This window comes from Caldimicrobium sp. SLHALR3 (assembly GCF_058692735.1).
In genome coordinates, this window is sequence record NZ_CP182484.1 from 1,047,828 (window position 1) to 1,060,588 (window position 12,761).

Genomic DNA, 12,761 nt, shown 5'->3' on the forward strand with positions numbered 1-12,761 from the left:
TACAAGAACTAAAGGTGGGCAAAAAAACAAAACTTACAAAAAGAAATAATTTAAGAAACTTTAAAAAGTTCCTCATAGAGTTTCCTAAATTTTTGTAAATCCTCCCACACTAAGCGTTTTACAGCGGGATTTTTAAGCATATAATTGGGATGATAAGTAAAAAGAATAATAAATTCTTTCATTTTAATGGGCTGACCTCTTATTGAAGAAAAGGTGGGATTTGTGGTAAAAAAGACTTTCGGAGGGGTAAATCCAAGAGCCAAAATAAGTTTTGGTTTGATAAATTTGATTTGTTTCAAAAGATAGATTTTACAAGCTGAAATTTCTTCTGTTTCAGGTGGTCTTCCCCCAGGAGTTTTACACTTAACAGCATGAGTAATAAAAAAATCTTTTCGCGAAAGTTTTATACTTTTTAACATTTTTTCAAGCAGTTCTCCTATGGTTCCTACAAAGGGTTTTCCATAAAAGTCCTCGTCTTTATCAGGGTATTCACTTATAAGCATAAGTTCAGATGTTGATTCTCCTTCTCCCCAGATGGGCTGTTTTCTTATTCTATGAAGAGGGCATCTTTCACAATTTACAATAGCATTTTTAATCTTTTCTAAATTGTTTTCAGGTAAATAATTGTTGTTTTGTAATAATTTTTTAAAACTTTTATCAAAAGGGATATGGTAAAATCCTAACTCATTTAGATAAAGAAAGTATTTTTTAATTTCTTCTAAGAGATTCATGGTGTTTTTAAAAATTATATAAGAGAAATTTTATCTTGTCAAAACTTTTTACATAGATTAAGATTTTTAAGAACAATTTTTAAAGTGTGGAGGGTTGGTTATGGGTAAAATAAAATTGAGAGAAGATTTTTCTTTAGAGGTTCCAGATGATCCAGAAATACCTTTTATTGAGGGAGATGGAATAGGTCCAGATATTATGAAAGCAACTTTAAAGGTTTTAAATGCAGCAGTTGATAAAGCTTATAATGGGAAAAGAAAAATTATCTGGAAAGAGGTTCTGGCAGGTGAAAAAGCTTTTAAGGAAACAGGTAATTATCTTCCGGAAGAAACTTTAAAAACCATAAAAGAGTGTGTGGTCACATTAAAAGGTCCTCTTACTACTCCAGTAGGAGGAGGTTTTAGGAGCCTTAATGTTACTCTAAGACAGGTTTTAGACCTTTATGCTTGTATAAGACCTGTGAAATGGATTCCCGGAACTCCATCTCCTGTTAAACATCCAGAAAAAGTAAATATGGTAGTTTTTAGAGAAAATACAGAAGATGTCTATGCAGGAATTGAATATGAAGCAGGATCAAAAGAAGCTAAAAAGCTCATAGAATTTATAAAAGAAAATTTTGGGAAACAAATAAGAGAAGATTCTGGAATAGGCATTAAACCTATAAGTAAGTTTGGAACTTATAGACTTGTTCGCAAGGCAATTAAATATGCTTTGGAAAATGGATATCCCAGTGTAACCCTTGTGCATAAAGGAAATATAATGAAATATACGGAAGGTGCTTTTAGAAACTGGGGTTATGAGCTGGCAAGAGAAGAGTTTCCAGACAAGACAGTAGCAGAAGCAGAGATTTCAGAAAGATATCCTGAGGGAGTGCCAGAAGGAATAGTAATTATAAAAGATAGAATCGCAGATGCCATGTTTCAATGGGCACTTTTAAGACCAGAAGAATATAGTATTCTTGCTACTACAAATTTAAATGGTGATTATCTTTCAGATGCGCTTGCAGCTCAGGTAGGTGGTTTAGGAATGGCTCCTGGTGCAAACATTGGAGATGGTTATGCAGTTTTTGAAGCAACTCACGGTTCGGCTCCTAAGTATGCTGGGCTTGACAAAGTAAACCCCTCTTCACTTATCCTTTCTGGAAAAATGATGCTTGAATACATAGGCTGGAAAGAAGCAGCAGAACTTATATGGAAGGCTCTTTCTAAAACGATTCAGCAAAAAATTGTTACTTATGATCTTGCAAGACAACTTGAAGGAGCAAAAGAGGTTAAGTGTTCTGAATTTGCTGAGGCTGTAGTAAAAAATATTTACGAGGACGAAGAAAATTAGTAAGTTTTAGAGTATTTGGCTTTAAGGGGGTTTTCTTTATGAAAAAATACGATCCCTCCTTTATAGAAGCTAAATGGCAAAGACTTTGGGAAGAAAATAAAATTTTTGAGGTAAAGAGGGATCCTTCAAAGCTAAAATATTATGTTTTGGAAATGTTTCCCTATCCTTCAGGAAGGATTCACATGGGGCATGTAAGAAATTATACTCTCGGAGATATTTTAGCTCGGGTTAAAAGAATGAAAGGATATAATGTGCTTCATCCCATGGGATGGGATGCCTTTGGACTTCCAGCTGAAAATGCAGCACTTAAACACGGCATTCATCCTGCTAAGTGGACTTATTCAAATATAGATTACATGAGAAAACAGCTTAAAAAACTTGGTTTCAGTTATGATTGGTCAAGAGAATTTGCCACCTGTGATCCAGAATATTATAAGCATGAACAGAGATTTTTTATAGAGATGTATGAAAGAGGGCTTGCTTATAGGAAAAGAACGCTTGTTAATTGGTGTCCCTCCTGTCATACAGTTCTTGCTAATGAACAGGTTGAAGATGGAGCCTGCTGGAGATGTGGGGAAGAAGTGACTTTTAAAGAAATGGATGGCTGGTTTTTAAAAATTACAGCTTACGCTGAAGAACTTTTAGAGGATTTGAAAAAACTTGAAGGACACTGGCCTGAAAAGGTCATTACCATGCAAAGAAACTGGATAGGTAAAAGTGAGGGAGCAGAAATAAAATTTTATTTACCAGAAATAGAGGAGGATCTTATTGTTTATACGACCAGACCAGATACCCTATTTGGAGCAACCTTTGTTTGTATGTCCCCAGAACATCCTTTAGCAGAAAAAATAGCAAGAAAAAAAGGATTAATAGAAAAATTAGAGACTTTTAAAGAGAAAGTAAGAAAAGAAAGAAGAAACATAGAAGCTGGGCTTGCTGAAAAGGAGGGTTTGTTTTTAGAAACTTATGCCCTTCATCCAATTACAAAAGAGAAATTACCTCTTTTTGCAGCAAATTTTGTTCTTATGGAATATGGTACAGGAGCTATAATGTGTGTTCCTGCACACGATCAAAGGGATTTTGAGTTTGCCAAAAAATACAATTTGCCTATTAAGGTAGTGATTAGACCTAAGGATAAAGACTTAAAACCTGAGGAAATGGAATCAGCTTATGAAGAACCAGGAATAATGGTAAATTCTGATGTTTTTACCGGTCTTGATAGTATTGAAGGAAAGTTAAAAATAACCGCCTATTTAGAAGAAAAGGGGCTTGGGAAAAGAAAAGTAACCTATAAATTGAGAGACTGGGGAATTTCTCGTCAAAGATACTGGGGTTGCCCAATTCCTATGATTTATTGTGAAAAGTGTGGAATTGTTCCTGAAAAGCTGGAAAATCTCCCTGTAGTTTTACCCTTAGATGCCCAAATAGATCCCTCAGGAAGATCTCCACTTCCCAATCTTCCCGAATTTGTAAATACAACCTGTCCCAAATGTGGAGCTAAAGCAAAAAGAGAAACCGATACCTTTGACACTTTTATGGAATCTTCTTGGTATTTTGCAAGATTTGTCTGTCCAAATGCTAAAGAACCTTTTGATAAAGAAGATATAAAGTATTGGCTTCCTGTGGATCAGTATATTGGAGGAATAGAACATGCTATTTTGCATCTTCTTTATGCCAGATTTTTTACTAAGGTTTTAAGAGATTTGGGATATTTTGATTTTGATGAACCCTTTCTTAATTTATTAACTCAGGGAATGGTTATTAAAGAAACTTATAAGTGTCCTGTTCACGGATGGCTTTATCCAGAGGAAGTTTCTCCAGAGGGGAAGTGTTTAAAAGATGGATGCGGAAAAGAAGTTATAGTTGGAAAATTTGAGAAGATGTCTAAAAGTAAGTGCAATGTAGTTGATCCAGATAAAATGATTGAAAAATACGGAGCAGACACAGTGAGGCTTTTTATAGCTTTTGCAGCACCGCCAGAAAGAGATCTTGAATGGAGTGATCACGGAATAGAAGGAGCTTATAGATTTTTAAGAAGACTTTATAATCTGGTTATAAGCCATGCTGAAAGATTGAAAGGGATTACTTATACTGAAGAGGATTTTAAAAATCTTTCAGTCAACTTACTAAAGCTTAGAAAAAAGCTTCATCAAACCATTAAAAAAGTATCTGAAGATTTAGAAAAAAGACTTCATTTTAATACTGCAATAGCAGGTATTATGGAATTTTTAAACTTTCTGGAGGATACCTTAAAAGAGGTTTCTGCCGAAGATGAGAAAGTTAAAAAAGTTTTAAAAGAAAGTTTTGAAAAGGTTTTACTTCTTATTTCTCCTATTTGTCCTCATATTGCAGAAGAACTTTGGCATGAACTTGGACATGAAACTTTTATATCCTTAGAAACCTTTCCTGAATATGATCCGGCACTTATAGAGGAAGACACTTTTATTCTTGTAATTCAAGTTAATGGGAAGGTTAGAGATCAAATAGAGGTTCCTGTTGAACTTTCAAAGGAAGAAATCATAAGGATAGCAAAAGAAAGACCAAAAGTTTTAAAATATTTGGAGGGTAAGACCTTAAAAAATGCTATCTATGTGCCCAAAAAACTTATTAATTTTGTTGTTTCTTAGCTTTTTATTCGTCTCTTGCGGTTATCAGGTTTTAGAGAGACCAAATTATTTCAAGCCAGAATGGCATACTATCTATATTGCTCCGTGGAAAAATTTTACCTCAGAAACTTCTCTTGGAGAATTAATTGCTTATGAATTAAGACACAAATTAGCTCAGGGTAAATTTTTGATGCCTGTTTATGATGAGGCTTATGCTGACTTAATACTTAAAGGAGAAATAACAAAGGTATACTTAGAGCCCGTATCTTATGAAACCTTTGTTCAAACTAAAGAAAGAAAAATTAATTTTGAAGGGAAATTTCAGCTAATAGAAAAAAAAGAAGGGAAGGTTATTTTAGAAGAGAAACTAAGTAGATACGAAATATATCGTGTTCCTGTGGAGGCTACTGAGGTTATGGATCCAGGGAGAAGTGAAGCTATAGAACTTTTGGCAAAAGACTTAGCAGATATTATTTTACAAGAAATAATGTTTAAAGATGTAGAAATCAAATAATTACCAAAATTTGAAACCTTCTAAAGTATCCTTTATATCTTTTGGTTCTAAGTATCTTAATCCCAATTTATCTGCCATATTTAAAATACCTCTATCAGCAGAAAGCACTATAGCATCAAGTTCTAAGGATAAGAGAATAAGTTCTAAGTCTTCTTTGCTATCAACGATTCCTTCTCTTAAAACCTCTCTGTAGCGTTTTCTCAAAAATTTTAAAACTTCTTCTGGTTTTTTATAAGCTGAAGCTTTTACAGCTTCTTCAGCCACCCTTAAACCTTTGTTTATTCTGCTTCTTAATTCTTCAATAAATTCATACATCAAAAAAGCAGGTATGTAAAGTTCATATTTTTTAGGAGACTTTACTTTTAAAACTGAACGTGCTTTTGGAGGGAGTTTAAGATTTGGTAACATTCGCTTCAATTCCTCAAAAACTGAAGTAGGAATATAAACTGCCACTTCCCCTTCTAATTCAGCAACCATTAAAAGAAAATTAGTAAAAGCTTCAGAAGGAGTTTTTCCAAACTGCACATATACATCTGGATTAGTGAAAATGCTTGTGTCCGGAATAAGCCTTTCTTTTTCCATAAATTTAAATTTTAAAAAGGTAAAAAGTTAAGTCAAGAAAACTTTTGATATAGTAAATACTAATAAATATGGTAAATTAATTTCTGATATGAGAGAGTTAGAAGAAATAACCGTCGGAGGATTAGAAGAAAGGGAAAAACTATATTTTACTGTAAAAGAAGTTACTCAGGAATTAAAATCTCTCATTGAAAAAAATTTCCCCCTTCTCTGGATAGAAGGAGAAATCGCTAATTTAAGATACAGTCAGAATGGAAACATATATTTTAATTTAGTAGAAGAGGAGGCATCTCTTAAGGCTATAATTTTTAGCTCCCAAAGAGATTTTGAAGTTGTCCCTTATTTAAAAGATGGACTCAAGGTTCTTTGTTTAGGAAGACTCAATTTTTATCCTCGCTCCGGAGAATGTTATTTTATAGTAAGAAGAATTGAACCTTTAGGAAAAGGTCTTTTAACTTTAAAAAAAGAACAACTTTTAAGAAAGTATCAGCATCTATTTGATATAAATAGAAAAAAATCTATTCCGCTTTATCCTAAAAAGATTGCCCTAATTACTTCTCTTTTTGGAGCAGCTTTGCAAGACTTTTTAAAAATAAGTAAAGACAGATGGGAATTGGATATTTATATTTACCCTGTAAGAGTTCAGGGAGAAGGAGCTGAAAAGGAGATAGTTCAGGCTTTAATAGATATAAATACATATTTTAGTGAAGTGGATGTAATTGTAATAACAAGAGGAGGAGGATCTTTTGAAGATTTAGCTCCTTTCAATACAGAGGATATCATTCTTGGAATAAAAGATTCAAAAATTCCTGTGGTTTCAGCTGTAGGGCATGAAATAGATTATACCTTATGTGATATGATTGCAGATAAGAGGTGTGCAACTCCAACTGCTGCTGCTGAAGAAATAATTCCCTCAAAAGAAAAGATTTTCGAAAGATTAAGTTTTTACAAAAAGAAATACAATCAACTTTTAGAAATTGCACTTTCAAAACGGGAGAAAAGACTTTATGAAGCTAAAATAGAACTCGAAAACAAAAATCCTTTTAAAATTGTTCACGATCTTGAAAAGAAAATTAAGGATCTTTCTCACAGACTCATTTTAATGATGGAAAAACACTTGGGTGTTAGAGAAAAAAAGTTATGGGAAATAAAAAATTTACTGAGAAAAAGGCATCCTCAAGAGAAAATAAGACTTGAAGAAGAAAGGCTAAAATTTTTTAAAAATAGACTGTTTTATTCTATAAAAAATTATCTTGCAGAAAAAGAAAAAAGAGTAGAAGGATTTGAAAAGTTGCTTAAGTCTTTATCACCTCTAAATGTTTTACAAAGGGGTTACAGTATAGTAAAATCCTATCCAGAAGGTAAAATTATAAGAAGTGCAAAAGAAGTAAAAAACGGAGAGTTATTGGAAATTTATCTTTCAGAAGGAAGACTTTTTGTAGAAGTTAAGAAAGTGGAGGAGTAGTTATGATTAAAGAGAATTGTCTAAGTTTTGAGGAGGCTTTAAAGAGAATTGAACAAATTTTGAAACAACTTGAGAATAAAGAGCTTGATCTTGAGGAGGCAATAAATCTTTACGAAGAGGGCTTAAGATTAATTCATTTTTGTGAAGAAAAGCTTAAAAATGCCAGAACAAGAATTGAGGTTATTTTAAAGGATAAAGAAGGGTTTAGGTTTGAAAGTCTGGAAAAGGCATACGAAATCTTAAAAAATGGTTCAAAATAGATTTGAGCTCAGTTCGTATTTAAAAGAAAGAAGCAAAAAAGTTGAAGAGGTCTTAGAAAGGTATTTTCCCTCAGAAGGTAATTATGGAGAGCGGGTTATTTTAGCAGGAAAATATAGTCTTTTTGCAGGTGGGAAAAGAATAAGACCTGTATTGTGTCTTGCAGGATGTGAAGTAGTAGGAGGAGATTGGGAGAAAATTCTTCTCTTTGCTGCTGGAATAGAATGCATTCATACCTATTCGCTTATTCATGATGATCTTCCCTGTATGGATGATGACGATTTTAGAAGAGGAAAGCCATCTTGTCACAAAGCTTTTGATGAGGCTACCGCTATTCTTGCTGGAGATGGTTTACAAGCATTAGCCTTTCAATTTTTTACTCACCCAGATTTAGTAAAAAATGTTAATAAAAATCGGCTTTTAAAAGCTATTTACATTGTTTCTAAGGCTGTAGGTTTTGAAGGAATGGTAGGTGGACAAATGGTTGATCTTTTAATGGAAGGAAAGAAGGGAAATGCTCGTATATTAAAATGGATACACCTAAATAAAACAGTTAGATTAATTGAAGCTTCAGTGCTCAGTGGAGCTTTATTAGGAGGTGCTAAAACTAAAGAAATAAAAGCTTTATCTTCTTATGGAAAGAATTTGGGTTTTGCTTTTCAAATAGTTGACGATCTACTTGATGTGGTGGGAGATGAGAAAAAGCTTGGCAAAAAAACCTTTTCTGATGTGAAAAAACAAAAACTTACTTATCCTTCTCTTTTTGGAATAGAAAAAACTAAAGAAATTGCAGAGAAATATACTAAAAGGGCTATCTCAGCTTTAAAGATTTTTGGGGAAAAAGCAGAGCCACTCAAGGCTATAGCAGAATTTATACTTCACAGGGTTTATTAAAAATGAAATTTTTAAAAATGGTTAATTCTCCAGAGGATCTAAAAAAACTTAAAATTTCTCACTTAAAGGCTTTAGCTGAGGAAATTAGAAGATACATTATAGAGGTAGTTTCTAAAAATGGCGGTCATTTGGCACCAAACCTTGGTGTAGTTGAACTAACCTTAGCTTTACATTATGTTTTTGATTCTCCAAAAGATAAGATAATTTGGGATGTGGGACATCAATGCTATACTCACAAAATTATTACAGGTAGAAGGGATCAATTTCCTACACTTAGAAAATACAATGGCATAGCTGGATTTCCTAAAAGAAGTGAAAGTCCTCACGATATCTTAGATACAGGACACAGTAGCACCTCTATTTCTGCTGCTCTTGGGATAGTTACTGCTCTCAGGATGAAAAAAGAAGATGGTAAAGTTATAGCTGTTATAGGAGATGGTTCAATTACGGCGGGTCTTGCCTTTGAAGGTTTAAATAATGCAGGATTCCGTAAAGAAGATTTAATAGTGGTTTTAAATGATAATGAAATGTGTATTTCTTCAACTGTAGGAGCTTTATCCTCTTTTGTTTCAAAGAAATTGACAGGAAATCTTGCAAGGTTTATTAAAAAAGAAGTTGAGAAAATGGCTCATAAATTCCCTGGTGGAGATAGCGTGGTTAATCTTCTCAAAAAGGGTGAAGATATTTTTAAAATGGCTATTACTCCTGGTGCACTTTTTACAGCCTTAAATTTTGAATATATAGGTCCTGTAGATGGACACGATTTAGAAACCCTCATTGAAATTTTGAATAACATTAAAAAAATGAAAGGACCTATACTGTTTCATGTAATAACGAAAAAAGGGAAGGGATATCCATTTGCTGAAAATGATCCAGAAACCTTTCATGGAATAGGACCCTTTGATATAAACACAGGTAAGGTGCTAAAATCTCCTGAAGAACCTCCCTCTTATACTGAAGTTTTTGGAAAAACGATTCTTAGACTTGCAGAAATGGAGCCAAGAATTGTAGCTATAACTGCAGCTATGAGACTTGGGACAGGATTAAAGGCTTTTTCTGAAAAGTATCCTGAAAGATTTTTTGATGTAGGAATCTGCGAACAGCATGCTGTTACTTTTGCTACAGGTTTAGCTTTAGAAGGTTTTATCCCGATTTGTGCAATTTATTCCACCTTTTTGCAAAGGGCTTATGATCAGATAATCCATGATGTAGCTTTAAATAATGCGAAGGTTATTTTTGTTATAGATAGGGGAGGATTGGTAGGAGAAGATGGACCAACGCATCACGGGAGTTTTGACCTTTCTTATTTAAGGCTTATCCCCAATTTAACTATAATGGCACCAAAAGATGAAAACGAATTACAACACATGCTTTATAGTGCACTTGAATATCCTGGAGCTGTAGCTATAAGATACCCAAGAAGCCCTGGAGAGGGAGTGGAGTTAGATTGGGAGTTTAAAAAAATTCCCTTTGCTAAAGCAGAATTGATAAAGGATGGAAAGGATATTGCTGTAATAGCTGTAGGAAATATGGTTTATCAAGCTTTAAAAGCAGCGGAAGAACTTGAAAAAGAGGGAATTTCTCTTGCAGTAATAAATGCAAGATTTATAAAACCTCTTGATGAAGAACTAATCTTAGAATTTGCCAGAAAAACAGGAAAAATTATAACTGTAGAAGAAAATACAATAATTGGTGGATTCGGCTCAGCTATCTGTGAGTTATTAATGGATAAAAATGTTTCTGTAAAGATGAAAAGAATAGCACTTCCTGATAAGTTTATAGAACATGGAGATCTTAAAACTCTTAAAGCTAAATATGGACTTACTTCTGAATACATTAAACAATGTGCTTTAGAACTACTTAGTAACTAATAATCTTCTTTTAACAAGTATCTTTCTTGTAAAAACCACAAATAGATTTAAATTTAATTATAAGATGATAACTTTAAGTAAAATTTTAGATGAAATACAGAGTTATTTACCAGGTTGTAATACTCGTATTGTAGAAAAAGCCTATGAGTGGGCAGCTCGCCTCCACGATGGACAATTTAGAAAATCTGGTGAACCTTATTTATCTCATCCTATTGAAGTTGCCTATATACTTACTCAAATGAAACTTGATCTTCCTACAATTGCTGCTGGATTACTTCATGACGCTGTTGAAGACTCTCAAATAAGTATAGACGAAATAAAAAGAGAATTTGGGGAAGAAGTAGCCTTTATAGTAGATGGAGTTACTAAACTAAAAAATATTCCTGGCTCAATAGATAAAATTTCTAAACAAGCTGAAAATTTAAAAAAGATAATTCTTGCTATGTCAAAAGACTTAAGAGTTATTTTAGTTAAGCTGGCAGATAGATTACATAATATGAGAACCTTAGAATATCAACCAGAACATAAAAGATTGAGAATTGCAAAAGAGACCTTAGAGATATACGCTCCTCTTGCAGGAAGACTTGGTATTGATTGGATAAAGTGTGAATTAGAAGATTTGTCATTTAAATATTTATATCCCGAAGAATATAAAAGGCTTAAAATAGAAGTAGAAAAAAGAGTTAAAGAAGCTCAAGATTATGTAGAGGAAGTAAAAAAAATTTTAGAAGATCTTCTTCAAAAAAATAATATTAAAGGACGAGTTTTAGGGAGGGTGAAGCATCTTTACAGTGTATATAAAAAACTTCAAAAATATAATCTTACCATTGACGAGCTTGATCAAATTTATGATTTAATTGGATTTAGAATTATTGTAAATACAGTTGAAGAATGTTACAAAACCTTGGGACTTGTTCACGCCCTTTGGACTCCTATTCCAGGGAGATTTAAAGATTATATAAATCTCCCCAAACCTAATATGTATCAAAGTCTTCATACAACTGTTCTTGGCCCTAATAGCAGAAAAGTGGAAATTCAAATCAGAACAGAATATATGGATAAGATTGCTAATGAAGGGATAGCTGCTCACTTTCTTTATAAAGAAGGTTTTTTTACTTCTAAACATCAACATTATAAATATTTAGAATGGTTAAATAAATTAATTGAACTACAAAAAGAGCTTAAACATCCAAGAGAATTTTTGGAATCTTTAAAATTGGATTTATTTCCTGATGAGATATATGTTTTTACTCCCAAGGGAGATGTAATTACACTACCTGTTGGAGCTACCCCCCTTGATTTCGCATATGCTATTCATACTGAGGTAGGTAATAAGTGTGTAAGAGCATTTGTTAACGAAAAATTAGTTCCTCTTGATTATAAGCTTCAAACAGGAGACATAGTTAGAATAGAAACTTCACCTTATCAAAAACCGAGTAGAGATTGGCTTAAAATCGTTGTTACAGGTAGAGCAAAAAGCAGAATAAAACAATGGTTTAAAAGAGAGGAAAAAGAAAAACTTATTAATTTAGGAAAAGAACTTTTAAATAAAGAACTTAAAAAATACAAACTTTCTTTAAACACATTTATAGAAGAAACCCAAAAAAATTTAACCTTCTTTGAAGATTTTAATATAAAAGATTTAGATGAATTATTTTATCAGATAGGTAGTGCTAAAATTTCAGCTAAACATATAGCAAAAGTTTTTGCTGAAAAGAAGGGAGTTATTATTTCTGAAGAAGAAAACATAGAAAAGATTTCTAAGGAAGTCTTTGAAGAGAAACCCGTTTTTGAACCTCCAAAGGATATAATTGTTGTAGAGGGTGCAAAGGATATTCTTTTTCACCTTGCTCAATGTTGCAAACCTATTCCAGGAGATGAAATAGTTGGCTATATTACCAGAGGAAAGGGAATTTCTGTTCATCGTGCTGACTGTCCCAATTTAAAAGATCTTGATCCAGAAAGATTTATAGAGGTAAACTGGGGAAGTTATGATAACAAAACATATCCCGCACATTTATACATAGTTTGTGTAGACAGAAAGGGACTTTTAGCTAATATTTCCTCAGCAATAGCAGCCTCAGAAAGTAATATACTTAAAGCTGAAGTAAAAACCACCTCAGATAAGAAAGCCTTTTTTGAATTTTATATAGAGGTAAATAATAAGGAACATTTAGATAGAATTATTTCTAACATATTTAAAGTAGAAGGTGTTTTAAGTGTAGAGAGAAAATTTGGTTAACTTACTGCTTTTTGAACTTTCCCAGCCTTCAAACAGCGAGTACATACTTTCATTCTTTTTACCTTTCCATTAGGCAATTTAACCCTTACTTTTTGTATATTTGGATACCACCACCGGGTAGATTTTTTACTAGAATGGCTAATTTGATTTCCTGCGTGAGGTTTTTTCCCACAAATTTCACATATCTTGGACATTATTTTCAACCTCCTCTTTAACTTTCTTTAAAGAAGTTTACATAGTATATTTCAAAGTTTTAAAAATTCAACCTTTA

General features: G+C 32.8%; 11 protein-coding genes. 8 read left to right on the plus strand and 3 right to left on the minus strand.

The features are described from left to right. Positions 1-50 precede the first annotated feature (50 nt). Positions 51-731 carry a uracil-DNA glycosylase gene (locus tag ACLGLP_RS05625; protein WP_492112300.1) on the minus strand — a complete coding sequence of 227 codons (681 nt, stop codon included), beginning with the start codon at positions 729-731 and terminating at the stop codon, positions 51-53. Between the two features lie 100 nt (positions 732-831). Between ACLGLP_RS05625 and icd the strand changes: the two genes are divergently transcribed. From icd to lptE, 3 genes are read left to right on the plus strand one after another with little or no spacing between them, the layout of a single operon-like run. After that, positions 832-2,061 (plus strand): isocitrate dehydrogenase (NADP(+)), encoded by a 1,230-nt coding sequence (gene icd, locus ACLGLP_RS05630; protein ID WP_492112301.1) that lies wholly within the window; start codon positions 832-834, stop codon positions 2,059-2,061. A 38-nt stretch (positions 2,062-2,099) separates the two neighbouring features. Then, positions 2,100-4,688, plus strand: a complete 2,589-nt coding sequence (gene leuS / locus ACLGLP_RS05635; RefSeq protein ID WP_492112302.1) for a leucine--tRNA ligase — start codon at positions 2,100-2,102, stop codon at positions 4,686-4,688. Continuing rightward, positions 4,651-5,181, plus strand: a complete 531-nt coding sequence (gene lptE / locus ACLGLP_RS05640; RefSeq protein WP_492112303.1) for an LPS assembly lipoprotein LptE — start codon at positions 4,651-4,653, stop codon at positions 5,179-5,181. Before leuS ends, lptE begins: the two co-directional genes overlap by 38 nt. On the opposite strand, the gene ACLGLP_RS05645 is transcribed toward lptE, so the two are convergent. Next, positions 5,182-5,763, minus strand: a complete 582-nt coding sequence (locus ACLGLP_RS05645) for an RNA ligase partner protein (RefSeq protein WP_492112304.1) — start codon at positions 5,761-5,763, stop codon at positions 5,182-5,184. 88 nt (positions 5,764-5,851) lie between these two features. On the opposite strand from ACLGLP_RS05645, the gene xseA reads away from it, so the two are divergent. From xseA to ACLGLP_RS05670, 5 genes are all read left to right on the plus strand, one after another. After that, on the plus strand, positions 5,852-7,225 hold the full coding sequence (gene xseA, locus ACLGLP_RS05650; protein ID WP_492112305.1) for an exodeoxyribonuclease VII large subunit: 1,374 nt from the start codon (positions 5,852-5,854) through the stop codon (positions 7,223-7,225). Positions 7,226-7,227: 2 nt separating this feature from the next. Beyond that, positions 7,228-7,485: an exodeoxyribonuclease VII small subunit gene (gene xseB / locus ACLGLP_RS05655; RefSeq protein ID WP_492112306.1), complete on the plus strand. Its 258-nt coding sequence runs from the start codon at positions 7,228-7,230 to the stop codon at positions 7,483-7,485. Beyond that, on the plus strand, positions 7,472-8,377 hold the full coding sequence (locus tag ACLGLP_RS05660) for a polyprenyl synthetase family protein (protein ID WP_492112307.1): 906 nt from the start codon (positions 7,472-7,474) through the stop codon (positions 8,375-8,377). The genes xseB and ACLGLP_RS05660 overlap by 14 nt, the downstream gene beginning before the upstream one ends. Before the next feature lie 2 nt (positions 8,378-8,379). Then, on the plus strand, positions 8,380-10,248 hold the full coding sequence (dxs, locus tag ACLGLP_RS05665) for a 1-deoxy-D-xylulose-5-phosphate synthase (protein WP_492112308.1): 1,869 nt from the start codon (positions 8,380-8,382) through the stop codon (positions 10,246-10,248). 64 nt (positions 10,249-10,312) lie between these two features. Continuing rightward, on the plus strand, positions 10,313-12,490 hold the full coding sequence (locus ACLGLP_RS05670) for a RelA/SpoT family protein (protein ID WP_492112309.1): 2,178 nt from the start codon (positions 10,313-10,315) through the stop codon (positions 12,488-12,490). On the opposite strand, the gene rpmB is transcribed toward ACLGLP_RS05670, so the two are convergent. Further along, positions 12,487-12,684 (minus strand): 50S ribosomal protein L28, encoded by a 198-nt coding sequence (gene rpmB, locus ACLGLP_RS05675; RefSeq protein ID WP_492112310.1) that lies wholly within the window; start codon positions 12,682-12,684, stop codon positions 12,487-12,489. The two genes, ACLGLP_RS05670 and rpmB, sit on opposite strands and share 4 nt — an antisense overlap. Positions 12,685-12,761 lie beyond the last annotated feature (77 nt).